Raw genomic sequence first — 24,481 nt, 5'->3', positions numbered from 1 at the left:
GGCGCACCGGTCGTGCCGCGTCCGGTCGGCCCGGAATGCCGCGAATGAACATCCCGTGCGCCGGCGGGCGGACGTCGCGAATGAATGCCACGAAGTGGACATACTCCTGTCACTGGCCGTCCATGGAGATCGCGCAGCATGGTGAATGTGCCCGCCGCACCCAACCGTGGGGGATGGCTGCGGAGGGCACGGACGCAGCCCGATGGGGGTCGGGATGCGCGGCCGGGCGACCCTGGGTGGGGGCGCCCGCCCAATCGCCGGGAACCGTGGCGCCCTTTCCTGGAGGGCGCCACGGGTCTCGGCCCCGTCGCGTTCCGGGCCCTGGGTCCCAGCGGGCCGTCGCCCCGTGCACCCGCGGGCCTCAGGCCCCCGCCCCGTCGCACGCCCCCCGTCGCACACCCCTCTGTCGCAGCGCTGCCCCGCAGGTGGCGGCCGCTCCGGCACGAACGCCGGAAAGCCCCCGCGGCCCGGGCCCGCTCCCTACCCTGATGTCGGGGACGCGAAGGGGCCGCGACGGGACGGTCGCGGTGGCGGCCCGCGATGGAGGGGGGGTGGTCGCCGTGCGCGTGGTCGTCACGGGCCCGGGCCGGGTGGGGCTGCCGCTGGCCGTCCGCGCGGCGGAGGTGGGGCACCGGGTCGTCGGGTACGACCCGGACGGGCACCGGGTCGAGCGGCTGACGGCGGGCGGGTCCCACGTCGAGGACGTCCCGGCCGCCCGGCTGCGGCCGTTGCTGGCGAGCGGCGCCTACCGGCCGTCGGCCGACCCCGCCGACGTCGAGGGCTTCGACGTCGCGGTGATCACCGTGCCGGCCCCGCTGCGCGACGGGGCCCCCGACCTCTCCCGCGTCGAGGCCGCCGCCGTCCTGCTGGCCCGGCACCTGCGGCCGGGCGCGACGGTGGTGCTGGAGACGACCGCCTACCCCGGGACGACCGAGGAGCTGCTCGCGCCGTTGCTGGAGGAGGGCTCCGGGCTGACCGCCGGCCGGGACTTCCACCTCGGGTGCAGCCCGGAACGGACCGGCCCGGGCGATCCCGCCCGGCGGCTGGAGAACACCCCGAAGGTGGTGTCGGGTGTCGGCCCGGCGGCGCTGGCGGCGGTCGACGGCTTCTACCGGCAGCTGGTGGAGCGGACCGTCCCGGTCTCCTCCTGCCGGCAGGCCGAGCTCACCCGGCTGCTGGAGTGCGGATTCCGGCAGGTGAACACCGCCCTGGTCAACGAGCTGGCGATGTTCGCCCACGACCTCGGGCTGGACCTGCGGGAGGCGATCGACGCGGCCGCCACCGAGCCCTTCGGCCCCGAGCCCTTCGGCCCTCCGCGCCTCACCCCGGGGCCCGGGGCCGACGGGCCCTGCCTGCCGATCGACCCCGCGTACCTGCCCTGGCGGGCGGAGCGGGCGCTCGGGCAGTCCTTCCGTCTGGTGGAGCTGGCCAACGAGGTCAACGGCCGGATGCCCGACTACGTGGTGCGCCGGCTCGCCGCGGCGCTGGAGGAACGCCGACGGCCGGTCCGCGGCGCGCGCGTCCTGCTGCTCGGCCCGGCGGACGCGTGCGGCGCCGGGGACTGCGGGAGGTGCGGGGACTTCGCGGACCTCGGGGACTCCTGGGCGACGCCGGCCATCCGGATCGCCGAGCTGCTCGTCCGGGCGGGCGCCGAGGTCCGGGTCGCCGGCCCCCGGCCCGGGTGCTGCCCGGACGGGCGCCCGGCGGCCGTCACCGCGGTGCGGGCGACGCCCCGGGAGCTGGCCGGGGCGGACGCGGTCGTCCTGCTCAGCGACCACGCGGACCACGACGACCGGGCCGTGGCCAGGCACGCCCGGTACGTCCTGGACTGCCGCCGGCGCCCGGCCGGGGCCGCGGTGGAGGTGCTGTAGCCGGGTGCCGACGCCGGGCGCCGCGGCCGAGGTGCTGCCGCCGAGGTGCCGGGGCCGGGCACCCGGCCGGCCGGGCTCAGGTGCGGCGGGGAACGACCGTGTGCGGCGTCGCGTACTCGGAGCCGTCGTCGACGATCACGATCTTCGGGATGATCCGGGTCGAGACCTCCTCGCCGCCGGGCGCACCGGGCGCGGGCGCACCCGCCGACGGCGCGGTGGCCGGCTTCGGCGGCACCGCCGGACCGGGCTCCGCGTCCGCGGGGGCGACGCCGGGGGCATCGGCGGGGGCGTCCGCGGGGGTTCCGGCGGCGGGGGCAGCGGCGGCGGGGGTTCCGGCAGCGCCGGCAGCGGCCGGAGCCACCCGGCCCGGCACGAAGGCGGGCCCGGCGGGCGTCACCGGGAGCACCTCGGTGGCCGCGTCGCCCGGCAGGGCCTGCGCGGCGCCCGGCTCGGAGCCCGCCGCCCGGGCGGGTGCCGGGGCCGGGGCCTGAACCGGGTCCGGGGCCTGGGCGGCCACCGGGAAGGGCGCGGCGGCCCGGGGGTCCCCGGCGGCCGGGGGCGCGTCGACGGTCAGCACGATCTCGCCGGTGTCCGCCTCGGAGTCCACCGGACGGGCCGCCGGGCGGCCCACCGCGCGCAGCTGGACCGTGCCGCCCACCGCGACGGGCCCGGCCACGACCGCGTCCTCGGCGTCGACCGCGTCCTCGGCGTCGGCGGCACCCCCGGCCGGCGCCGCCCCTGCCGCGGGCACGGCCGCGCCCTGCGGGCCGGGCTCCGGCTCGATCGCACCCACCGCCGCGCCGGTCAGCGAGGCCAGCGTGCCCTTGATGTGGTCGAGGTGCTGCTGGACCACCTCGTAGCGGGTCGCGAACTCGGTCTGCTCCTGCTCGCTGATCGCGTTGACCCGCTCGGCCTCCCGGCGGGCCCGGTCGATCAGCTGGTCCGCCTTGGCCTGGGCCTCGGCGTCCGACTGCTTGATCTGGCCGAGCACCGTCTCGCGGAACTGCTCGGCCTCCTTCAGCCGGCGCTCCGCGGTCATGGTGATCTTGGCGTCCTCGGCGTCGGCCTTCACCACGGCGGCGGCGAACATCTCGTCCGCGCTGCGGCGCAGGTCGGCCAGGGCGGCCTCGGCCTGCTCGGAGGCCTCGGCGGCGGCCACCCGCACCTTGGCGGCGTGCGCGGTGGCGGCGTCCCGGACGCCCCGGGCCTCGCGGTCCGCCTCGCCGCGCAGCTTCTCGGCCTCGGCCCGGGTCCGCTCCTCGCTGCGGCGGGCGGCCTGGTCCGCCTCGGCGCGGACGGCGGTCGCGTACTCCTCGGCGGCCCGGGCCAGCGCCTGGCCGGCCTCGTAGACCTCGTCCCGGGTGTCCTCGGCGAAGCGCTCCGCGGCCTCGCGGACGGCCAGCGCCTCGGCCTCGGCCGTGCGGGCCAGCCCGGCGGCCTGCTCGCTGAGCACGCCGTAGTCGGGCTCCGGGGCGTGCTCGGCGGTCTGCCGGATGTCGGCGAGCCGCTTCTCCATCTCCCGCAGCCCGGCGCCGAGCACGCTCAGCCGCTCCCAGGCGGCGTCCCGCTGGGCGGTCAACGCGACCAGGGACCGGTCGACCTGTTCGGGCGCGTAGCCACGCCGGCCAACGGTGAAGCCGTACTGGGAGACGGCGTCGCTCATGGGCTCTTCCCCTCGTGATCACGGGCTGCGGAGCCCAGGGCCGGGACGAATCGTTGCGTGGCGAGGAGCGGGCGGGTACGACCGTCCTCTTGACCTATTTTGCGCAGATCGTGGCGAAACCCCAACGAGGCGCCGCCGTGCCGACACGGACGGGGGCCGTACCCGAGGCCGGTACGCCCCCGTCACCTGCGACGATCCGCTAGAGCAGACCGTCCCAGAACTGTTCGAGAAGAACGGCCCACCAGGTGTCCGCCGACTGCAGCGCCGCCGGGTCGACGGCCGCCAGCTGGGCCTGGAAGTCGGTGGTCCAGCGGCCCGCCTGGTCCGGGGTGAGCGAGTACCGCAGCCGCCACATCCGGCCCAGCAGGGCGAGCGAACGGACGAACTCCGGCACGCCGGTGTTCACGAAGCGCGGCGGCTCCCCGCCGCCCTCCAGGTCCACCGCCACCACGGCCGCGGTGCCGTACTGCACGCACAGCTGGCGCCCGTAGTCGTTGCCGAGGACGAGGTAGCCGCCGAAGTCCGGCCCGCCCTGGACGCCGCGCTCGGCGGCCAGCTCGGCCAGCGTCGGGATCGGGCGGCCCTCCTGCGCCTGGGCCCAGAAGAACGGTCCGAAGTCGCGCGGCAGGCCGGCCCACATCAGGGTCTGCGCCACCGGCTCCGGCACGCCCTGCCGGGAGACGGCGCGCTGCTCGAAGCGGAACACGGCCGGCCCGAAGGCCTGGCCCAGCTCCGCCGCCAGCTGCTGCGGCGGGAGCGGCGGCAGCGGCGGCACACTGCCCGGGGCGGGCAGCGGCGCCCGGACGGGGCGCGGGCGCTGCGGGGCGGAGGCCAGCTGGTGCAGCTCGTCCAGGTGGTCCAGCAGGTGGGACATCCCCGCCTGCCGGGCCTGCTGGTCCCGCCCGTAGCCGGCGGTGTGGGTCAGCCGCACGTTCGGCCAGGACGCCCGGATCATCCGCGCGCAGTAGCCGCCCGGCAGGTCGCAGGACTCCAGCTCGGTGTAGAGCTCCAGCACCTGCTCCGGCGGGACATTCAGCCGGCGCAGCTCCTGGAGGATCTTCCACTCGGGGTGGGGCGTGCCCGGCTCGCTGCGCTGCAGCAGCTTCTGCTCCGAGCCGTCGGGGGCGCGGTAGCTGAGCGCGGCGAAGTAGCCGGGGCCGACCACCGGCACGCCGGGGGGCACCGGCGGGCCCTGCGGGCCGGGGGCGGGCGGCGGCACCACGGCGGGCGCGACGGCCGGGCCCGGCGCCCCGGGGGCGCCGGCACCGGGGTAGCCGTAGCCGGCCGGCGGCACGGCGGGGCGCGGGGTGCCGGGGCCCCCGGGCAGCTCGACCGCGTGCGCCAGCTGGGTCCGCTCGTACGCGACACCGGCGGCGCCGGGCGCGGCCGGCGGGGCGGCGGGGGCCGGGGCCGGCGGCGCAGCCTGCCCGTCGGCGCCGCGCAGGCGGGGCGGCGGGGGGGGCGGCGGGGCACTGGAGCCGGACCGGCCGAGGCCGCCGGCCGCCGGGGCGGCGCCGGGGGTCTGGCGCAGCCCGCCCGGCGGGGGCGGCGGCGGGGCGCTCGAACCGCGGCCGCCGCCGGCCTGGGCCGGTCCGGCGCCGCCGCGCAGGTCGGCGGGCGGCGGGGGCGGCGGGGCACTGGAGCCGGACCGGCCGAGGCCCACCGGGCCCGGGGCCGCGGGGGCGCCCGGCAGGCCCATCAGGCCGGGGGCGGCGTCGGGCGGGGCCAGCATGGTCGGCGCGTGGTCGACGGCGGGTCCGCCCGCGGGCGGACCGGGCACGCCGGGTGCGCCGGGCAGGCCGTCCGGGGGCGCCAGCACGGTGGCCGCGTGGTCGACCGGCGGCGGGGTGCCGGGTGCGCCGGGCAGGCCGGCCAGGCCCGGCAGGGCGCCGGGCGGGGCGAGCACGGTCGGCGCGTACCCGTCGGCGGCCGGCTGCTGGGCCGGGAACGGCGGCGTGGCGCCGAGCGGCGCCGGCGGCCCGCCGGGCAGGCCCTCGGGCAGCAGCACGGTGGCGGCGGCGTCCCCGGCCGGCGGAACCGGCGCGTCCGGGCCGGACGGCGGGGCGAGCATGGTCGGCGCGTCCCCGGCCGGACGGTCGGAGGCGGGCGGCGTGCTGAGCACGGCGGGCCCGGGGCCCTGCCCGTAGCCGCCGGAGAACTCCGGCTCGGGCGCGGGAGCCGGCACGGGCGCGGGAGCCGGCACGGGCGCGGGAGCCGGCGCGGCCGGGGCAGCGGGTGGCTGGGCGGCGGGCGCGGGCGCGGGCGCGGGCTCGCCGAGCCGGGCCGCCTCCGCCGCGATCGCCGCCGCGCCGGCCTCCTGCAGCCACTGCGGCGGGCTGAGCAGGAAGGACGTCGCCTCGACCGGCCCCGGGGCCGGCCGGGCCGCACCCGCGGGGTTGGCCCCCACCGGCCGGCCGTAGACCTCCTCGTACTGCCGGACGACCTCGTTCACCGGCAGGGCCGGCCACAGGGTGCTCGCCCCGGTGTCGCGGGCGATCACCAGCCGGACCTCCCCGCCGTCGGCCGCCGGGCCCTCGGCCGGGTCCACCGACCAGCACACGAAGCCGAGGTCGAACTCCCGGACCCGCACCTCGCGCTGCTGCGAGCGCGGCACCCCGCCATTGATCCAGTCGTCCGCGACCGCCTGCGCCTGCGCGTACGTCACCACGCCCGGTTCACCCCTGTCCGCTCACCATCTGTTGCCTGCCCCGCCCGCCGCCCGCCGCGCATCTCAGCGCACCGGGACGGCCCGGGCGAACCCGCCGTCCACCATCAGCTCCGCGACCGTCTCCAGCTCCGGCGGACTGCCGGCCAGCCGGAGCAGGAACGCGTCGAAGTCCTCGCCGCAGGGCAGCAGCAGCCGCGCCACCCGGTCCTCGGGCGCCTCCGGGCCGCCGGTGTCCCGGGCGTCGTCGTAGAGGCAGGCCCAGACCGAACCGGTGCCCTCGCCGCGGACCTTGATCGCCAGCAGGCCGCCCTGGACGTACGCGATCCCGAGGTAGTCCTTGGTCAGGTGGTCGCGCAGGCACTTGTTGGCGTAGACGAGGTCGTCGACCCCGTACTCCTCACTGAGCGTCAGGAACGGCTGGTCGAGCAGCAGTCCGTACTCGGTGTCGAGCGCGACGCCGGCCGGCGTGCGGCCGCCGGCCACCTTGAGGAAGTTGCGGTAGGCGCCGGGCAGCCGGTAGCCCAGCCGCTCCTCGGCCCGCTGGACCAGGTCCTCCGGGACGCTCAGCGGGTCGCCGCCGTCCTTGGCCAGCGAGAAGTGCACCGGGCGGTGCTCCTGGAGCGGGCGGGTGCCGCGCCGGCCGTGGTCGGCGGAGGAGCGGGCCAGGCCGCCGTGGTGCCGCAGCAGCGCCTTCACCTCGACCGGGACGAGCTCCATCCGGCGCCAGCCGGGGGCGGCCCGCCCGACGGCGTGGTGCCAGGTCCAGCCGGGCGGGGTGGCGACGGCGGTGTCCTGGTCCGCCCAGAGCTCGTGGCCCTGGGTGAACAGCGCGGCGTTCGCCGAGACGAAGTCGGTCAGTCTCAGCTCGTCGACCCCGAAGCCCTCCGGCGGGTCGGCGACCTCGGCGGCGGCCGCGGCGTACGCGCTGAAGTCCGGGTACCCGTACTCGTCCACCCGGACCCCGGCGGGATGCCTCTGCGCCCGTACCGGGTCCGGGAACTGCACCACCTGGCCCGCGTACGCCCCGTTGGGCGCGGCGGCGGTGCCGGGCCGACCTGTCGTCATCTGGGAGCCCCCACCTACTGAAGCCGATTGCTGGACACCAGGGTAGGGGGTCGGCCCGGAGCTCGGTCGCCCCGCCTGGAGGTTCGTCCGGGCAGGCCGCGGCGGCCTGCGGCGAGCGGCCCCCGGCACCGCCCCGCCGCTCCGGGCCCGCTCCCGCCGGGCCCCGGGCCGGCGCCGCGCCACCCGGCCGGACACCGCCCCAACAGCGCTTTCGTGCCGAGGAGTTGCCGGCCCCGGCCGATGGCACGCGGGACCACCGCCCGGCACCCGCACAGCCGGAACGGCCGCCGTCACCCGCCCCGCCGAGGCCGCCCAGGACCGCCCACGGGCCGGCCACGGGGCGATCCGGCGGACATTCCGTGAGGAACCCGTGCAGATCCCGCCCCCGCCGCGTGTCCACCGGCCCCGCCTCCCACCTTCCGGGCCGCCGATGCCCCATCCTTCTCTCCCCGGCCCAACACCCCGGGTGACCGACTGACAGTGGCGTTTGACAGGCTTGGGCCCGGGCCGGAGCCGGCCCGGAGCACCACCGGCCCGCGCCACCGGAACTACCCGCCGGTAGACCGGGCGGACGGCCAGGACCACGGCCGGGCGGAGGCCCGGACGGCGACCGGCCCCGACCGCACGCCGCCCCACCAGGGGCGACCCGCCCGGACACCGCGCAGAAGGAGGAAGCCGTATGACCGTCGAGGAGACCACCCCGGCCGGCGCCCCCCTGCTGCGCCACCTCCGCGACAGCCTGCTGCCCGCCGTCGCGGCCGCCCTCTCGCTGCGCGGCGGCGAGGTGCTCACCCTGGCCGGCGACAAGGCCGAGCACCGCCCCGGCCTGCACCCACTGATCGGCGACTTCCTGGACGCCCTGCCGGTCGAGCACCGGGAGCGGTTCACCGGGCACTGCCCGGAGGCCGTCCTGCTCTCCCAGCACCTCACCACGGTGGACGCCGGCCGCTCCAAGCGCGCCGCCCGCAAACCGCTGAGCCTGGGCGAGGCCCGCAAGTCCCTCAAGGGCGCCCGGCTGACCACCGTCCGGATCCGGGAGGAGCACGACCCCGCCCACGGCACCCACGCGCCGCCGTGCCGCTCCTGCGAGCCGCTGCTGGAGCACCTGAACGTCCAGAGCGTCGCCGTCGGGCCCCCGGGCGCCTGATCCTCCGCCCCGCCGCACGACCCCTGTCCCCGATCGCTGGAGCACGTCCTGAACCCGCTCAGTCCCACCCCCTCCCGGCTGCGGCCGCGCTTCCCCGCCGACGTCGCCGCCGAGCTCAAGCAGGCCGGCTGGCACCCCGGCCGCTGGCAGATCCAGCAGGCCGAGGAGTGGGCCGACGCCCTCGCCGGGTACGGCACCCCCGGCGACGCGCACGGCGTACGGCACTCGGTGTTCCCGGCGGCGGTGGAGGCCTGGGCCGAGTTCGGCGGCCTGCACTTCGAACCGTCCGGCGCCGGACGCGACCTGGCCCGCACCCCGTTCCTGCTCGACCCGCTCTGCGGCCTGCACCAGCCGCGCACCCTGGCCGACCTCGGCCGCGCCCTGGACACCAAGCTGGCCCCGCTCGGCGAGGAGATGTACGGCCGGGCGCTGCTCGCCATCGACGAGGCCGGGCGGGTCTACAGCCTGGACCACACCGGCGAGTGGTTCCTCGGCGAGGGCGTCGACCAGGCGGTCACCACCCTGCTCCTCGGCACCCTGCCGGAGCGGCTGCGCACCGGGCCGCCGCCGGCCTGACCCCCGGGGCCCGGGCGGCCCGCAGCCCGACCGCCCGCCCGCCCCGGGCACCCGCACGGCCCAGCAGCCCGCTCGGCCGCCCGCCCCGTCGTTCCGCTCAGCCCAGCCGCTCGCTCTGCAGGGCCAGCCGCGACGGCAGCACCGCCTCCACCCGGAAGCCGCCGTCGCACTCCGGCCCGGCCCGGAAGGTCCCGCCCAGCGCCACCACCCGCTCGCGCATCCCGACCAGCCCGTTGCCCCCGCTCGGCAGGCCCACCCGCTCCCCCGCCGCGACCGGACAACCGTTCACCACCGCCACCCGGACACCGTTCGGCACGTACGCCAGCAGCACCGCCACCAACGCCCCGCCCGCGTGCTTGTGCGCGTTGGTCAGCCCCTCCTGGACCACCCGGAAGGCCGTCCGCTCCGCCTCCGCGCTGAACGCCCGACGCGCCCCGCTGACCGTGAAGGTGACGGCCATCCCCGCCGCCTTCGACTGGTCCACCAACCCCGGCAGCCCGGACAGCCCGTCCGGCTGCTCACCCCCGGCGCCCGGCTCCTCGGCCATCCGCAGCACCCCGAGGATCTCCCGCAGCTCGTCCAGCGCCTGCCGGCCGACCTCCGCCACCAGCTTGGCGCTCTGCGCCGCCTTCTGCGGGTCCTTCGCCACGATCCGCTCCAGCGCACCGGCGTGCACCACCATCAGGGACACCCGGTGCGCCACCACGTCGTGCATCTCCCGGGCGATCCGGGTGCGCTCCTCCAGCCGCGCCCGGCGGGCCCGCTCCTGCGCCTGCTCGGCCAGCAGGTCCAGCTCGGTCTCCAGGCCGTGCGCCCGGTCCTTCAACGACTCCACCAGCCGCCGCTTCGCCCCCACGTACAGGCCGGTGACCACCGGAGGCACCGTCAACGCCACCCCCACCAGCACCGCCAGGCCCCACACCGGCGGCCCGCCCACCTCCGGCGAGGGCGCCGGCCGGCCCGGGGCGAGCAGCGCCGTCAGCACCATCCCCACCGACTCGACGAACGCCAGCCCCGACAGGGCCACCACCCGCCGGCGCCGCGAGGGCCACTCCCAGGTCGCCGCCAGCGTGTACAGCGACACCATCAACAGGATCACGCCGGACAGCCCCGGCAGGAACAGCAGCGCCATCAGCACCGGCACCGCCGGCCACCGCCGGCGCACCACCAGCGACGCCCCCGCCAGCACCCCGACCACCAGCGCCAGGACCGCCATGGGCAGGCCCATCCCCAGCCGGTCGCCGACGAACCGGTACGCCCCGAACCCGCACTCCAGGCCGGCCAGCGCGGCCAGGCCGACGTCCAGGAACGCACTACGGCGCCGTTTCCACCACCACAGCGGCCGGACCGGCGGCGCTGTCTCCCCAGGCGGGTTACTCATACCCGACAGCCTAGGCGCTGGCGCGATCCCGCCCATCCGGAATTCCCCGCCGCGGGCACCCTCCACCCCCCGCCAAATGGTCCAGACCTCTGTGGCCCACCCGGCCGCCGGCCTCCCCGGCCGGCCGGACGTGTCCGCGATCCGGCCACCTCTCGGACGCGAGCCACCCACCCACCTATGCTGGTCGCGTCGGACAGCGCGGTCCGCACGCGTCACCGTCACCCAGGTGACAAGAGCCGTTGCCGAACCCCACCACCACAGGGAGCCAGCCGTGACCGCTCCGGTCCCCACCCCGGCGGACAGCCCCAACGCCGCCGCAGGTCCGATCGCAGACAACGCCGCCCTGCGCGCGGACATCCGCCGCCTCGGCGACCTGCTCGGCGAGACGCTCGTCCGTCAGGAGGGCCCGCAGCTGCTGGGCCTGGTCGAGCAGGTCCGCCTGCTCAGCCGCACCGACGGCGAAGCGACCGCCGAGCTCCTCTCCGACATCGACCTGGAGACGGCGGGCAAGCTCGTCCGCGCCTTCTCCACCTACTTCCACCTCGCCAACGTCACCGAGCAGGTGCACCGCGGCCGCGAGTTCGCGACCCGCCGCGCCCGCGAGGGCTCGCTGCTCGCCCAGACCGCCGACCAGCTCGCCGAGGCCGACCCCAAGCACCTTGAGGACACCCTCGCCCACCTGGCCGTACGCCCGGTCTTCACCGCACACCCCACCGAGGCCGCCCGCCGCAGCGTCCTCAACAAGCTCCGCCGCGTCGGCGAGCTGCTGGAGCGCATCCACCGCGAGCACGTCGCCTCCGGCCTCTCCACCACCGACCCCGACCGGCACACCTCCGCCAAGCGCCAGGCCGACCGCCGCCTCGCCGAGGTCATCGACCTGCTCTGGCAGACCGACGAACTGCGCATCGCCCGCCCCGAGCCCACCGACGAGGCCCGCAACGCGGTCTACTACCTCGACGAGCTCTACCGCGAAGCCGTCCCGGAGGTCCTGGAGGAACTCCACGAGGAACTCGCCCGCGTCGGCCTCACCCTCCCCGAAGGCGTCCGCCCGCTCACCTTCGGCACCTGGATCGGCGGCGACCGCGACGGCAACCCCAACGTCACCCCGCAGGTCACCTGGGACGTCCTCAACCTCCAGCACGAGTACGGCATCAAGGACGCCCTCGCCGCCGTCGACGACCTGCGCAACTCCCTCTCCACCTCCGAGCGGCTCGCCGGCGCCTCCGTCGAACTCCTCGCCTCCCTCAACACCGACCTCCACCTGCTCCCCGAACTCAGCCCCCGCTACAAGCGGATGAACGCCGAGGAGCCCTACCGGCTCAAGGCCACCTGCGTGCGCCTCAAGCTGGAGAACACCCGTGAGCGCCTCGCCCACGGCACCCCGCACGTCGAAGGCCGCGACTACCGCGGCACCCGCGACCTCGTCGCCGACCTGCGGCTCATCCAGGACTCCCTGCGCAGCCACCGCGGCGAACTCATCGCCGACGGCCGCCTCGCCCGCGCCATCCGCACCATCGAGGCCTTCGGCCTCCAGCTCGCCACCATGGACGTCCGCGAACACGCCGAGGCCCACCACCACGCCCTCGGCCAGCTCTTCGACCGGCTCGGCGAGGAAGCCTGGCGCTACGCCGACATGCCCCGCGAATACCGCCAGAAGCTCCTCGCCAAGGAACTCCGCTCCCGCCGCCCGCTCGCCCCCACCCCCGCACCCCTCGACGCCGCCGGCACCAAGACCCTCGGCGTCTTCAACACCATCCGCGAGGGCTTCGAGCGCTTCGGCGACGAGATCGTCGAGAGCTACATCATCTCCATGTGCCAGGGCGCCGACGACGTCTTCGCCGCCACCGTCCTCGCCCGCGAGGCCGGCCTCATCGACCTGCACGCCGGCATCGCCAAGATCGGCATCGTCCCGCTCCTGGAGACCACCGACGAGCTCCAGGAAGCCGACCGCATCCTGGACGAGATGCTCTCCGACCCCTCCTACCGGCTGCTCGTCTCCCTGCGCGGCGACATCCAGGAGGTCATGCTCGGCTACTCCGACTCCTCCAAGTTCGGCGGCATCACCACCTCCCAGTGGGAGATCCACCGCGCCCAGCGCCGCCTGCGCGACGTCGCCCACCGCTACGGCATCCGGCTGCGCCTCTTCCACGGCCGCGGCGGCACCGTCGGCCGCGGCGGCGGCCCCTCCCACGAGGCCATCCTCGCCCAGCCCTGGGGCACCCTCGAAGGCGAGATCAAGGTCACCGAGCAGGGCGAGGTGATCTCCGACAAGTACCTGCTGCCCTCACTGGCCCGCGAGAACCTCGAACTCACCATCTCCGCCACCCTCGCCGCCTCCGCGCTGCACACCGCACCGCGCCAGGCCCCCGAGGAACTGGCCCGCTGGGACGCCGCCATGGACCAGGTCTCCCAGGCCGCCCACGACTCCTACCGCGCCCTCGTCGACCAGGAGGACCTCCCGAAGTACTTCTTCGCGGCCACCCCCGTCGACCAGCTCGCCTCCCTGCACCTCGGCTCCCGCCCCTCCCGCCGCCCCGACTCCGGCGCCGGCCTCGACGGCCTGCGCGCCATCCCGTGGGTCTTCGGCTGGACCCAGTCCCGCCAGATCGTCCCCGGCTGGTACGGCGTCGGCTCCGGCCTCGCCGCCGCCCGCGCGGCCGGCCTCGGCGACGTCCTGGACGAGATGCACGGCCAGTGGCACTTCTTCCAGAACTTCCTCTCCAACGTCGCCATGACGCTGGCCAAGACCGACCTGCGGATCGCCCGCCACTACGTCGAACAGCTCGTCCCCGCCGAACTGCACCACATCTTCGACCAGATCGTCGCCGAGCACGAGCTCACCCTCAAGGAGGTCCTCCGCCTCACCGGCGAGAGCGAACTCCTGGAGCACAACGAGGTGCTGAAGCAGACCTTCGCCGTCCGCGACGCCTACCTCGACCCGATCTCCTACCTCCAGGTCGCCCTGCTGCGCCGCCAGCGCGAGCTGGTCGCCCAGGGCCGCCCCGAGGACCCGCTGCGCGCCCGCGCGCTGCTGCTCACCGTCAACGGCATCGCGGCCGGCCTGCGCAACACCGGCTGACCGCCACCGCACCGCCACCGACCCACCACCGCGCCCGCCGGCACCCCGCCGGCGGGCGCGGTGCGTCCGGGACCGCCCGACGGACCGCGGGAGCCCCCGCACCGGCCCGGACAACACAACGGGCCGGCCCCGGTCACCCGGAAACCGGCCCACGGCCGCACCTCGTCCTCACCCCGCCGCACCGGGCCGCCGCACACCGCGGCCGCACACCGGTCACCCGTCACCGGCCTTCGGCACCGGTCACCACCCCCGGGCCCACCGCCTCAGTGCTGGTCCAGCACCCCGGAACGACGCCGCTTCAACCACAGCGCCGCACCCCCGGCCACCACCACCAGACCGCCGCCCACCGCGACCAGCCCCGCGTCCCCGCCCATCGAGTCGCTCAGCACCGGCGCGAACTCCGCCGAAGCCGGCGCCGGCGACGAAGCCACCCCCGTACCGGGCTCCGAACCCTCCGCGTGCGCCGGGCCCCCCATCGAGATCAGCACCCCCACCGCACCCGCCGTACCGACCCGCCGGCCGAGCCGCGCCAGCCGTACCACCCGCGTGCGACGCAACCGCCGCACCCGCCGCAAACTCCGCATCGAGCACTCCCCAGACCCCATCGCGTACCCGACCGACCGTATCCGATCGGCCGGGCGCACCTCACACCGGATCAGACGAGGACGGGCAAGCGTTGTAACACCGTTGCGTACCGGGCGCACCGTGCCGCACCCGCCCCACCCGGCCCGCACGGACCGGTCCGGCACCGCCCGCCACCACACCTGACCACCGGTCAGCCGACAGGTGGACGGCACCGGACGGGGCGACGGACGTCAGGTGTTGTAGGTCCCCTGCGCCCGCTCCAGACCCTCCGACAGCAACGCCTCCACCGCGTCCGCCGCCCGGTCCACGAACCAGTCCAGCTCCTTGCGCTCCGCCGACGAGAAGTCCTTCAGCACGAAGTCCGCCACCTCCATCCGACCCGGCGGCCTGCCCACCCCGCACCGCACCCGGTAGTACCCCGGGCCGAGTGCCTTCGTGATCGACTTCAGGCCGTTGTGCCCGTTGTCACCACCGCCCAGCTTCAGCCGCAACGTCGCGTAGTCGATGTCCAGCTCGTCGTGCACCGCCACGATCGCGGACGTCGGCGCCTTGTAGAAGTCCCGCAACCCCGTCACCGGACCACCCGACAGGTTCATGAACGTCATCGGCTTCGCCAGCACCACCCGCTGCCCCGCCAACCGCCCCTCGGCGACCTGCGCCCGGCTCTTGTGCGCCTTGAACTTCGCACCCATCCGCTGCGCCAGCAGGTCCGCCACCATGAACCCGATGTTGTGCCGGTTGCGGGCGTAGCCCTCACCCGGATTGCCCAGTCCGGCCACCAGCCAGGGGCCTGTGTACTCGTCGTCGCTCATCAACCGCTCCTCAACGTGCCGTCCCGCACATCATCCCGGACACACCGCTGCCCCGGCCCTCCGAAGGGGAGGGCCGGGGCAGCGGGCCACTTCAAGCAGTGCGCGAGGCTCAGGCCTCGGCAGCGGCCTCGGCGGCCTCGGCGTCGGCGTCGGCCTGCGAGGCCTGGGCGCCGATGACCTGGAGGACGACGGTGTCGGCCTCGACGGCCAGCGTGGTGCCCTTCGGCAGGGTGATCTCACCGGCGGTGATCGAGGCGCCGGCCTCCAGGCCCTCGACCGAGACGGTCACGGACTCGGGCAGGTGGGTGGCCTCGGCCTCGACCGGCAGCGAGTTGAGGACGTGCTCCAGCAGGTTGCCACCGGGGGCCAGCTCGCCCTCGGCGATGACCGGGATCTCGACGGTGACCTTCTCGCCGCGCTTCACGAGCAGCAGGTCGACGTGCTCGATGGAGCGCTTGATGGCCTCACGCTGCACGGCCTTCGGGAGGACGAACTCGTCCTTGCCCTCGATCGGCACGACCAGCAGGGCGTTCGGGGTCTTCAGCGCCATCATCAGCGCGTGGCCCGGCAGGTTCAGGTGCACCGGGGCGTGGCCGTGGCCGTAGACGACACCGGGGACGAAGCCGGCGCGACGGGCACGACGGGCGGCACCCTTGCCGAACTCGGTACGGGTCTCGGCGTCAAGGCGGATCTCGGACACGACTGCACTCCTCGTAATAAGAACTGGCGCGGGGGTGCAGGCAAACGCGAAAAAACCGCCGGGACCACACCCACAAGTACGTTCGGGGGTCACTCGGCGGCCTACGACCTCTGCCAGGAACCGGCAGAACCGGCCTGAGCAGCGCGTCGATCACGGAGCGCACACCCGCGGAACGGGCACACGGCATCCCTCGCCGAGCAGTCTCACGAGTCTAACCGCACCGGCAGTCAACCGTGAAATCGGCAGCGGCCCCGGCCCACGAGGGGCCGGGGCCGCTGCCGGACAGGTCGTCAGTGCACACCCGCGCCCACCCGACGGCTCACCGCCGGGGCGCCGGCACGCGCCCGGACCCGGACCGGGACCGGGAGTAGGACCGGGACCAGGACCGGGACCAGGACCCGAGGATCAGTGCACACCCTCGAAGAGGCTCGTCACCGAACCGTCCTCGAACACCTCACGGATCGCGGCCGCGATCGACGGCGCGATCGACAGCGTGGTGATCTTGTCCAGCTGGATCTCGCCCGGCGTCGGCAGCGTGTTCGTGAACACGAACTCACTCACCCGCGAGTTCTTCAGCCGGTCCGCCGCCGGACCCGACAGCACACCGTGCGTCGCCGCCACGATCACGTCCGCCGCACCGTTCTCGAACAGCGCGTCCGCCGCGGCACAGATCGTGCCCGCCGTGTCGATCATGTCGTCGACCAGCACGCAGACCCGGCCCTTGACGTCACCGACGACCTCGGCCGACAGGATCGTGTTCGCCTGCGTCATGTCACGACGCTTGTGGATGATCGCCAGCGGCGCACCCAGACGGTCCGACCACTGGTCCGCCACCTTCACCCGACCCGCGTCCGGCGACACGATCGTCAGCTTCGAACGGTCCACCTTCTCGCCCACGTAGTCCGCCAGCAGCGGCAGCGCGAACAGGTGGTCCACCGGCCCCGAGAAGAAGCCCTGGATCTGCGCGGTGTGCAGATCCACCGCCATGATCCGGTCCGCACCGGCCGCGGCCAGCAGGTCCGCCACCAGACGCGCCGAGATCGGCTCCCGGCCCAGGTGCTTCTTGTCCTGCCGGGCGTACCCGTAGAACGGCAGGATCGCGGTGATGCTCCGCGCCGAAGCACGCTTCAGCGCATCGATCATGATCAACTGCTCCATGATCCACTGATTGATGGGAGCCGTGTGGCTCTGCATCACGAAGCAGTCCGCACCACGCGCCGAATCCAGGAACCGCACGTAGATCTCACCGTTGGCGAAGTCCAGCGCCTTCGTCGGGACGAGCTCGGTGCCCAACGACGCGGCCACCTCCTTCGCCAGCTCAGGGTGGGCACGGCCGGAGAAGAGCTTCAGCTTCTTCTCACCCGACGTCGTGATCCCGCTCACTGCACCGTCTCCTCGTGTTGCTTACGCACATGAACCCGCCGCACCGCGGGCAGGCAGCCGCCTGAAGCGATGAAGGTCGGGGATTGGCGGTACGCCCCAGCACAGCCCGAAAGCCCAATGGCGCACGTATGACCTCCAGGTTACGCGCCCGAGCGATAAGCGTCCGCTCCGGTACCAGCCCTCGGACCCCCCGACCAGGCCCTCAGGCCTCCACCGCCCCCTCGGCCCCAGCACCCGCAGCCGCGGCCGCCTCCGCCGACGACGTCCCCGGACGCTTCCGCGCCACCCAACCCGGAATGTTCCGCTGCTGCGCCCGGCTCACTCCCAGCGCACCCGCCGGCACATCGTTCGTGATCACCGAACCGGCCGCCGTGTACGCACCGTCCCCCACCGTCACCGGCGCGATGAACATGTTGTCCGAACCCGTACGGCAATGGGCCCCGATCACCGTCCGGTGCTTGTTCACCCCGTCGTAGTTCACCGTCACCGAGGCAGCCCCGATGTTGGTGCCCTCACCGATCGTGGTGTCGCCGATGTACGACAGGTGCGGCACCTTCGCGCCCTCGCCCAGCTCCGAATTCTTGATCTCCACGTACGTGCCGACCTTCGCCTTGCGCGCCAGCACCGCACCCGGACGCAGATACGCGTACGGACCCACCGACGCCTGCTCGCCCACCACCGCACGGTCCGCCGTGGTGTTGCTCACATGCGCCCCCGCGCCCACCCGGGTGTCCCGCAGGGTCGAGTTCGGGCCCACCTCGCAGCCCTCGCCCAGATGCGTCGAACCCTCCAACTGCGTGTTCGGCAGCACCACCGCGTCCGGCTCGTACGACACCTGCACGTCCAGCCAGGTCGACGCCGGATCCACCACCGTCACGCCCGCCCGCATCGCCCGCTCCACCAGGCGGTCGTTCAGCAGCCGGCGCGCCTGCGCCAGCTGCACCCGGTCGTTGATCCCCAGGATGTCCCGGAAGTCACCCGCCACCACGGCACCCACCCGGTGACCACCGGTCCGCAGGATCTCCAGCGTGTCCGTGAGGTACTCCTCACCCTGCACGTTGTCCGTCGTCACCCGGCCGAGGGCCTCCGCCAGCAGCTTCGCGTCGAACGCGTACACCCCCGAGTTGATCTCCGCGATCGCCCGCTGGTCGTCGGTCGCGTCCTTCTCCTCGACGATCGACGCCACCGCGCCGTCCGCGTCGTCCCGCAGGATCCGCCCGTAGCCGAAGGCGTCCGGCACCACCGCGGTCAGCACGGTCACCCCGTTGCCCTGCTCCTCGTGCGCCCCCACCAGCGACGACAGCGTCGAACCGGTCAGCAGCGGAGCGTCCCCGGTCGTCACCACCACGGTGCCGTCCAGCTGCACACCCGACTCCGCCAGCGCCTCCAGCGCCGTCCGCACCGCGTGACCGGTGCCCTTCTGCTCCGCCTGCAGCACCGAACGCGCCGCCGGGTAGCCGGCCGCCAGGTGGGCCTCCACCTTCTCGCGCATGTGCCCCACCACCACGACCAGCTGCTGCGGGCCCAACTCCTGGGCGGCCGCGACCGCGTGGCCCACCAGCGACCGGCCGCACACCTCGTGCAGCACCTTCGGCAGGCTGTTCGACTTCATCCTCGTCCCGCCACCGGCGGCGAGCACGATGACAGCGGCAGGGGAATTGGCACTCACGCTGGAGGCTCCTCGGTCGGTTCGCAGAGAGGGCAGAACAGCCTGAGGCTCAGCGAATCCGCACGTCCGTGCCTCGGCGCTACGAGGATAACCGGGGCCCAGCGGCGACTCCCGATACGAGCCGCTTCAGGGCCCGGACCTCACGAAATGCTGCGCCGGATGATAAGTGGACAGCCCCCGACCCACTTGGGCCGAAGGCTGCAGACAGTGCTCCCGGAGGAGGATTCGAACCCCCATAAGCTGGACCAAAACCAGCTGTCCTGCCCTTAGACGATCCGGGATGGACGGTCGACCAGCCCTGTCGCCAAGGCTGCGTCCGCCCTAGCCTAAGGGGTGTCGCGCCCCACATCTACCACAATCCCGGACCACCACCCCTCAATCCGCCGGTAGAGATCCGCACTGTCAAGAACGTTGACGGAGAGGCAGCCGTAGTACGCCCCTCCGGTGTTCTTCCGAGTGGTTCGGGGATTGTGCTTCTTGAGGGTGGTCGACTGCAGGAACTCCGGGTGCACCCCCGCAACCTCCGCCCAGTAGTGCTCAGCCGCAGGAACATCCGCCGATTCGTGGATCGCCACCCGAAGGCGCAGTCGGTCCTGCTCCACCCCCAGAAGCCGGAGCCAGGCGAGGTAGACCTGGATCATCTGCGGGTCACTGTTGATGAACCTGACCCGCTCCCGACGGTCGTACTCCTTGTCCTTCCCTCCTTCCGCCCAGTAGAGCGCGACGCCGATGAGCAGAAGCTCGCGGTCGCTCACGGCTCCGATCCGGGCCGCCGCCTCGGCCTTCGTCCTGACCCGGTGCTCCTCCCGCCGCGCCATGACGGCGGCCAGACGCTCCTTGCCCGTGTACGCCCTCGCCTTGCGCGGAGGCTTGGGCAGGTCCCGCACCCACAGGGATATGGAACTCTTCGAGACCCCCAGCGCAGCCTGGATCTCGTCGTACGTACGGCCCTCGGCGCGCAGGCGGCGGGCGGTTTCGCGGTGTTCGGTCTTGGCTCTCATGGCGGCGAGTCTGGCGACCCCGGGTGGGGCTACTGGCGGGTTTCGGGGTCGACCATCCGTTCGGGTGAAAACGCTAAAGCCCTGTTGGGATCACTCGCGGCGCACTTCCCTTGGGGGTACCACTCAACCTACGATGCCGTAGGTTACGCCTTCGTAGGCTCCCCTCCCCCTCCCTCTAGGGATGCCCCATGACTGTCCAGGCAGGCCAGGAACGCACTTCGCCGCCCGAGCCCTCTCCCCAGCAACTGGTCTCGGCCACCCGTGGCGGCGAGAAGCAGGGGACCGCCGAGCGGGTCACGCTCGCGCTGTTCATCGGCGTGCCCTTCCTCGCGCTGCTCGCCGCCGTGCCGGTGGCCTGGGGCTGGGGTCTCGGCTGGCTCGACCTCGCGATCGCGACCGTCATGTACTTCGTGGCGTGCCACGGGATCACCATCGGGTTCCACCGCTACTTCACCCACGGTGCCTTCAAGGCGAACCGGGCGCTGCGGCTGACCCTGGCGGTGGCCGGCAGCCTGGCGATCGAGGGTCCGCTGGTCCGGTGGGTGGCCGACCACCGCAAGCACCACCGCTTCAGCGACAAGGAGGGTGACCCGCACTCGCCGTGGCGCTACGGCGAGAGCGTCCCGGCCCTGCTGAAGGGCCTGTGGTGGGCGCACATGGGCTGGCTCTTCGACGAGGAGCAGACCCCGCAGCAGAAGTACGCGCCGGACCTCATCGCCGACCCGGCCATAAGGGCGATCTCGCGGCTGTTCTGGCTCTGGACGCTGATCTCGATGATGCTGCCGCCGCTGGTGGGCGGGCTGGTCACGATGTCCTGGCAGGGGGCGCTGACGGCGTTCTTCTGGGGCTCGCTGGTGCGGGTCGCGCTCCTGCACCACGTGACCTGGTCGATCAACTCGATCTGCCACGCGATCGGGGAGCGGCCGTTCAAGTCGCGGGACCGTTCGGGGAACGTGTGGTGGCTGGCGGTGCTGTCCTGCGGGGAGTCCTGGCACAACCTGCACCACGCGGACCCGACCTCGGCCCGGCACGGTGTGCTGCGCGGGCAGATCGACTCGTCCGCCCGGCTGATCCGGTGGTTCGAGCAGGCGGGCTGGGCGCGGGACGTCCGTTGGCCGGACGCGGAGCGGATCGCCGCCCGCCGCGCCGCATGACCCGTCGGCTGCAGCATGATGTAGGGGTGAACGGGAGCAACGGAGACAGCGCAGACGGCCGGCGGACTTCGCGGACGGGGGCCGCCGCGGGTGCCTCGCCCGGCCGGCGCGCCGCTGCCCCGGCGGCCCGGCCGCGCGGCGGCCGGGTCCGGATGACCGGCAAGCAGCGCCGTGAGCAGCTGCTCGACATCGGGCGCTCCGTGTTCGCCGAGCGGGGGTACGACGGGACGTCGGTGGAGGAGATCGCCGAGCGGGCCGGGGTGTCCAAGCCGGTGGTGTACGAGCACTTCGGGGGCAAGGAGGGGCTGTACGCGGTGGTGGTGGACCGCGAGATGCAGCTGCTGCTGGACATGGTGACGGGGGCGTTGACCGGGGGGCATTCGCGGGAGCTGCTGGAGCAGGCGGCGTTCGCGTTGATGGATTACATCGACACGTCGACGGACGGTTTCAAGATCCTGGTGCGGGATTCGCCGGTGGCGCAGTCGACGGGGACGTTCGCGTCGTTGATCAGTGACATCGCGACGCAGGTGGAGGACATTCTGGGGCTGGAGTTCAAGGCCCGGGGGTTCGACGCGCGGTTGGCGCCGATGTATTCGCAGATGTTGGTGGGGATGGTGGCGCTGACGGGTCAGTGGTGGCTGGAGGTGCGTAAGCCGGGGAAGGCTGAGGTGGCGGCGCATCTGGTGAATCTGGCCTGGCACGGCTTGGAGGGGATGGAGCGGCATCCGAAGCTGGTGGGTGACCGGAAGGCCTGAGCGGGGCCGGGTGGCCCGGGCGGGGGCCGTGGGTTTGAGCGGCGGCGGGCGCGGGTGGCCCGGGGGGTGCGGCCGGGTGGCGGTGGCCGCCGTCCGCGGGGTTCAGCGGCGGACGGCGACGGCGAAGACGCGGCGGAACGGGAAGACGGTGCCGTGCGGGCCGGCGGGGTAGGCCTCGCGCAGGAGGGCGCCGTACTCGGCGAGGAAGGCGGCCTGGTCGGCGGGGTCGGTGAGCCGGCTGAGGACGGGGCGCAGGGCGGTGCCCTTGACCCATTCGAGGACGGGGTCGGGGCCTTCGAGCAGGGTGCTGTAGGTGGTTTCCCAGACGTCGGCGGTGCAGTGGGCGCCGGTGAGGGTGTCGAGGTACTGGGCCGGGGTGTGGATGCCGGGGCGGGTGGCGTCGTCGCCGAGGAGGCGGTGCCAGCGGGGGCTGCGGCGGAGTCCGGCGAGCAGGGTGTGGCTGGGGGCGTCGAAGTTGCCGGGGACCTGGACGGCGAGGGTGCCGCCGGGGCGGAGGGCGGCGGTCCAGGCGGGGAGCAGGGCGAGGTGGCCCTGGGGCTCTCCGTCGTGGCCGGGGCCGGCGTTGAGCCACTGGAGGGTGGCGTTGCTGACGATGAGGTCGGGGTGGTGGGGGGCGGGGTCGTAGGTGCGGGCGTCGGCGAGGAGGTAGCGGGCGGCGGGTTCGCCCTCGGTGCGGGCGGTGGTGAGCATCTCGGGGGAGTTGTCGATGCCGGTGATCCGGGCGTGCGGCCAGCGTCGGCGGAGGACGGCGGTGGAGTTCCCGGGGCCGCAGCCGATGTCGAGGAGGGCGGGGGTGCGGGGTTCGGGGAGGGTGGGGACGCGGGCGAGGAGGTCGAGCAGCGGCCTGATTCGTTCGTCGGCGAACCTGAGGTACTGCGCCGGGTCCCAGTGGGTGGTGGTCACGATGGCCTCCCAAGTATCTCGACATCAAGATATCTACCGGCAGCATGCGCTTAACATTTCTCGACGTCAAGAGACTTCACATCGACACAACCCCCGATACACTGATCGTCATGGAGGACGAGGTCGACCGCCTGGTCGCAGCATGGCGCCGTGAGCGCCCCGACCTCGACGTGGAACCACTTGAGGTGCTCAGCCGGGTCAGCCGGCTCGCCCGGCACCTGGACCGCGCCCGCCGCACCGCGTTCGCCGAGCACGGCCTGGAGCCCTGGGAGTTCGACGTCCTGACGGCCCTTCGGCGGGCCGGGTCGCCCTATCAGCTCTCCCCCGGCCAGTTGCTCACCCAGACGCTGGTGACCTCCGGGACGATGACCAACCGGATCGACCGTCTCACCGGCAAGGGCCTGGTCAAGCGCCTGCCCGACCCGGACGACCGCCGCGGTGTGCTGGTCCGCCTGACCGACGACGGCCGCGACCGTGCCGACCAGGCCCTGGCCGGTCTGCTGGCGCACGAGCGGGCGCTGCTCGCCGAGCTGTCGGCCGGCCAGCAGGGCGAACTGGCCGGGCTGCTGCGCCAGCTGGTCGCCCCCTTCGACAACGTCCCCGGCTAGGACCCGTCCGCGGCTACGACCCGTCCGCGGCCCTGCCGGCGGTACGGCCACTGCCGGCGTGCCCAAGGGCGTTCCCGCACCCGAGGACCGGGTTCTCCCGTACCCGACAGCCGGACTGTCCCCCACCCGAGGACCGGGCTGTCCCGTACCCGACGGTCGCGGCGGGGCGCTTCAGCCGGTACCGGGCGCTTCGGCCGGCGCCGGGGCGGTGGTCGGGGCGCCGGCCGACCCGGTGGCCGACGCGGCCGGCGGCGGGGCGGGGAGGGCGGCCTGGTCCGGGGGGCTGACGCCGGCCCGGCGGGCGACCGCCACCGCGGCGAGGGTGGAGTGCACGCCGAGCTTCCCGAGCACGTTCTGCATGTGGGTGCGGACGGTGTGCGGGGAGAGGTAGAGCCGCTCGGCGACGGCCTGCCGGCCGAGTCCGGCGACCATGCAGCGCAGGATCTGCTTCTCCCGGGGCGTGAGGCTGTCGACCAGGCGCTCGCTCTCGGTGCGGTCGCGCCGGGCCGTGGTGAGCTCCCGGATGACCCCGGTGAGCAGGGCGGGCGGGAGGTGGGTCTCGTCCCGCAGGACGCCGCGGACCACGGCGGTGAGGCGGGCCAGGGAGCTGTCCTTGGCGACCCAGCCGCAGGCACCGGCGTGCAGGGCGCGGGCGGCGCGGCGGGGGTCGTCGGCGTCGGCGAGGACGACGGCGCGCAGGCCCGGGTGGTTGCGGCGGGCGCGGGCGATCAGCGTGATGCCGTCCGGGGGCGGGGCGCCGCCCTCGGCGGGGCGGTGGGGGGCCTCGGCGGGTGCCGGTGGCTCGGCGGCCCCGGGTGCGGCCGGCCGGTGCGCCGTGCCGCCGGCGACGGGGGGCGGGGCGGCGCCCGAACGGGCGGGGCGGCGGGGCGGCGGCACGCCGGGCAGGACGGGGGCGGCCGGCTGTGCCGGGCCGGCCGGCGGGAAGCCGGGGCCGGCGTGTGCAGGACCGGCGGGCGCGGGGCCGGGGCGCTCGAAGGGGACCTGGGCCGGCCGGCGGACGGCCGGGGCCGACGGCCCGGTGCCGAGGTCGGCGTCGACGAGGACGACGTCGAACGCGCGGCCCTCGCGGGCCGCGCGTTCCAGTGCTCGTTCGGCCGCGCCCGCGCTCCCTGCGGCGCCGACCTCGATGTCGCTCTCGGCGGCGAGGGCCGCGGCGAGGGCCTCGGCGAAGATGCGGTGGTCGTCGACCACCAGGACGCGGATCCGTCCCACTTGTCACTCCCCCTTGCCGGGGCGCTGCCCCCACCCGGTAGCTGAATCAGCGTACGGGGTAGGGGGCGACCCGGTGGGGATTTGGTGAAGTTTCGCCAGGCGATGGCGAATTGGGTGTTCGGCGGCAGCCGCCCCACCCGAGGGCCGCCGCCGGCCCCGGCCGCGGGAGGGATCCGGCGGCGGGGCGGTCGGGCGGTCCCGCGGCGG

At 74.7% G+C, this 24,481-nt stretch carries 19 protein-coding genes and 1 tRNA gene; 7 read left to right on the top strand and 13 right to left on the bottom strand.

From position 1 onward, the window contains the following. The first annotated feature begins 560 nt into the window (after positions 1-560). Positions 561-1,871, top strand: a complete 1,311-nt coding sequence (locus tag IE329_RS10540) for a nucleotide sugar dehydrogenase (protein ID WP_229927350.1) — start codon at positions 561-563, stop codon at positions 1,869-1,871. 76 nt (positions 1,872-1,947) lie between these two features. Here the strand turns inward: IE329_RS10540 and IE329_RS10535 are convergent, their stop codons facing one another. The 3 genes from IE329_RS10535 to IE329_RS10525 all read right to left on the bottom strand — a co-directional run bounded on the left by IE329_RS10535 (position 1,948) and on the right by IE329_RS10525 (position 7,267). Continuing rightward, the gene (locus tag IE329_RS10535) at positions 1,948-3,534 is read right to left on the bottom strand and encodes a hypothetical protein (protein ID WP_190210584.1); all 1,587 of its coding nucleotides are present in this window, start codon (positions 3,532-3,534) and stop codon (positions 1,948-1,950) included. Positions 3,535-3,733: 199 nt separating this feature from the next. After that, positions 3,734-6,202, bottom strand: coding sequence for an SUKH-4 family immunity protein (locus IE329_RS10530; RefSeq protein WP_190210583.1), 2,469 nt, complete (start codon positions 6,200-6,202; stop codon positions 3,734-3,736). Positions 6,203-6,265: 63 nt separating this feature from the next. Beyond that, positions 6,266-7,267, bottom strand: a complete 1,002-nt coding sequence (locus IE329_RS10525; RefSeq protein WP_190210582.1) for an SMI1/KNR4 family protein — start codon at positions 7,265-7,267, stop codon at positions 6,266-6,268. A 679-nt stretch (positions 7,268-7,946) separates the two neighbouring features. On the opposite strand from IE329_RS10525, the gene IE329_RS10520 reads away from it, so the two are divergent. Continuing rightward, positions 7,947-8,414, top strand: a complete 468-nt coding sequence (locus IE329_RS10520; RefSeq protein ID WP_190210581.1) for a YwqJ-related putative deaminase — start codon at positions 7,947-7,949, stop codon at positions 8,412-8,414. A 36-nt stretch (positions 8,415-8,450) separates the two neighbouring features. Further along, a complete protein-coding gene (locus tag IE329_RS10515) occupies positions 8,451-8,990 on the top strand; it encodes an SUKH-3 domain-containing protein (RefSeq protein ID WP_190210654.1) in 540 nt (179 codons plus the stop codon). Positions 8,991-9,087: 97 nt separating this feature from the next. Here IE329_RS10515 and IE329_RS10510 read toward each other — a convergent pair whose 3' ends face one another. Next, positions 9,088-10,371 (bottom strand): sensor histidine kinase, encoded by a 1,284-nt coding sequence (locus tag IE329_RS10510; RefSeq protein WP_190210580.1) that lies wholly within the window; start codon positions 10,369-10,371, stop codon positions 9,088-9,090. A 271-nt stretch (positions 10,372-10,642) separates the two neighbouring features. Between IE329_RS10510 and ppc the strand changes: the two genes are divergently transcribed. After that, positions 10,643-13,450, top strand: coding sequence for a phosphoenolpyruvate carboxylase (gene ppc, locus IE329_RS10505; protein ID WP_373311145.1), 2,808 nt, complete (start codon positions 10,643-10,645; stop codon positions 13,448-13,450). A gap of 263 nt (positions 13,451-13,713) precedes the next feature. Here the strand turns inward: ppc and IE329_RS10500 are convergent, their stop codons facing one another. From IE329_RS10500 to IE329_RS10470, 7 genes are all read right to left on the bottom strand, one after another. Beyond that, on the bottom strand, positions 13,714-14,007 hold the full coding sequence (locus IE329_RS10500) for a hypothetical protein (protein WP_190210579.1): 294 nt from the start codon (positions 14,005-14,007) through the stop codon (positions 13,714-13,716). Positions 14,008-14,265: 258 nt separating this feature from the next. After that, positions 14,266-14,847, bottom strand: a complete 582-nt coding sequence (pth, locus tag IE329_RS10495) for an aminoacyl-tRNA hydrolase (protein WP_190210578.1) — start codon at positions 14,845-14,847, stop codon at positions 14,266-14,268. 109 nt (positions 14,848-14,956) lie between these two features. Then, entirely contained in the window at positions 14,957-15,547 is a 591-nt protein-coding gene (locus tag IE329_RS10490) for a 50S ribosomal protein L25/general stress protein Ctc (RefSeq protein WP_190210577.1), read from the bottom strand. A 405-nt stretch (positions 15,548-15,952) separates the two neighbouring features. Continuing rightward, the gene (locus IE329_RS10485; RefSeq protein WP_073924922.1) at positions 15,953-16,930 is read right to left on the bottom strand and encodes a ribose-phosphate diphosphokinase; all 978 of its coding nucleotides are present in this window, start codon (positions 16,928-16,930) and stop codon (positions 15,953-15,955) included. A 202-nt stretch (positions 16,931-17,132) separates the two neighbouring features. Continuing rightward, positions 17,133-18,599, bottom strand: a complete 1,467-nt coding sequence (gene glmU / locus IE329_RS10480; protein WP_190210576.1) for a bifunctional UDP-N-acetylglucosamine diphosphorylase/glucosamine-1-phosphate N-acetyltransferase GlmU — start codon at positions 18,597-18,599, stop codon at positions 17,133-17,135. 210 nt (positions 18,600-18,809) lie between these two features. Then, positions 18,810-18,880, bottom strand: a tRNA-Gln gene (locus IE329_RS10475). Positions 18,881-18,925: 45 nt separating this feature from the next. Next, positions 18,926-19,600 (bottom strand): hypothetical protein, encoded by a 675-nt coding sequence (locus IE329_RS10470; RefSeq protein ID WP_190210575.1) that lies wholly within the window; start codon positions 19,598-19,600, stop codon positions 18,926-18,928. A gap of 188 nt (positions 19,601-19,788) precedes the next feature. On the opposite strand from IE329_RS10470, the gene IE329_RS10465 reads away from it, so the two are divergent. Both IE329_RS10465 and IE329_RS10460 read left to right on the top strand, forming a co-directional pair. Continuing rightward, positions 19,789-20,754: an acyl-CoA desaturase gene (locus tag IE329_RS10465; protein WP_190210574.1), complete on the top strand. Its 966-nt coding sequence runs from the start codon at positions 19,789-19,791 to the stop codon at positions 20,752-20,754. Further along, a complete protein-coding gene (locus IE329_RS10460; protein ID WP_373311143.1) occupies positions 20,751-21,509 on the top strand; it encodes a TetR family transcriptional regulator in 759 nt (252 codons plus the stop codon). Before IE329_RS10465 ends, IE329_RS10460 begins: the two co-directional genes overlap by 4 nt. 102 nt (positions 21,510-21,611) lie before the next feature. Here IE329_RS10460 and IE329_RS10455 read toward each other — a convergent pair whose 3' ends face one another. Then, on the bottom strand, positions 21,612-22,433 hold the full coding sequence (locus IE329_RS10455) for a methyltransferase domain-containing protein (RefSeq protein WP_190210572.1): 822 nt from the start codon (positions 22,431-22,433) through the stop codon (positions 21,612-21,614). 110 nt (positions 22,434-22,543) lie between these two features. On the opposite strand from IE329_RS10455, the gene IE329_RS10450 reads away from it, so the two are divergent. Continuing rightward, positions 22,544-23,041 (top strand): MarR family winged helix-turn-helix transcriptional regulator, encoded by a 498-nt coding sequence (locus IE329_RS10450; protein ID WP_073924928.1) that lies wholly within the window; start codon positions 22,544-22,546, stop codon positions 23,039-23,041. Between the two features lie 171 nt (positions 23,042-23,212). Here IE329_RS10450 and IE329_RS10445 read toward each other — a convergent pair whose 3' ends face one another. Continuing rightward, a complete protein-coding gene (locus tag IE329_RS10445) occupies positions 23,213-24,274 on the bottom strand; it encodes a LuxR C-terminal-related transcriptional regulator (RefSeq protein WP_190210571.1) in 1,062 nt (353 codons plus the stop codon). Positions 24,275-24,481 lie beyond the last annotated feature (207 nt).

It is taken from the genome of Kitasatospora indigofera (assembly GCF_014655955.1).
GTDB lineage: Bacteria > Actinomycetota > Actinomycetes > Streptomycetales > Streptomycetaceae > Kitasatospora > Kitasatospora indigofera.
Note: the sequence above shows the minus strand (reverse complement) of the source record. Positions and strands in the feature narration are given on the sequence as shown.

What these genes read in the sequence shown, in the direction of transcription:
- IE329_RS10535 (WP_190210584.1), bottom strand. Translation starts at nt 3,534, where the DNA reads ATGAGCGACGCCGTCTCCCAGTACGGCTTCACCGTTGGCCGGCGTGGC.
- IE329_RS10525 (WP_190210582.1), bottom strand. Translation starts at nt 7,267, where the DNA reads ATGACGACAGGTCGGCCCGGCACCGCCGCCGCGCCCAACGGGGCGTAC.
- IE329_RS10520 (WP_190210581.1), top strand. Translation starts at nt 7,947, where the DNA reads ATGACCGTCGAGGAGACCACCCCGGCCGGCGCCCCCCTGCTGCGCCAC.
- IE329_RS10510 (WP_190210580.1), bottom strand. Translation starts at nt 10,371, where the DNA reads ATGAGTAACCCGCCTGGGGAGACAGCGCCGCCGGTCCGGCCGCTGTGG.
- pth (WP_190210578.1), bottom strand. Translation starts at nt 14,847, where the DNA reads ATGAGCGACGACGAGTACACAGGCCCCTGGCTGGTGGCCGGACTGGGC.
- IE329_RS10470 (WP_190210575.1), bottom strand. Translation starts at nt 19,600, where the DNA reads ATGAGAGCCAAGACCGAACACCGCGAAACCGCCCGCCGCCTGCGCGCC.
- IE329_RS10465 (WP_190210574.1), top strand. Translation starts at nt 19,789, where the DNA reads ATGACTGTCCAGGCAGGCCAGGAACGCACTTCGCCGCCCGAGCCCTCT.
- IE329_RS10460 (WP_373311143.1), top strand. Translation starts at nt 20,751, where the DNA reads ATGACCCGTCGGCTGCAGCATGATGTAGGGGTGAACGGGAGCAACGGA.
- IE329_RS10450 (WP_073924928.1), top strand. Translation starts at nt 22,544, where the DNA reads ATGGAGGACGAGGTCGACCGCCTGGTCGCAGCATGGCGCCGTGAGCGC.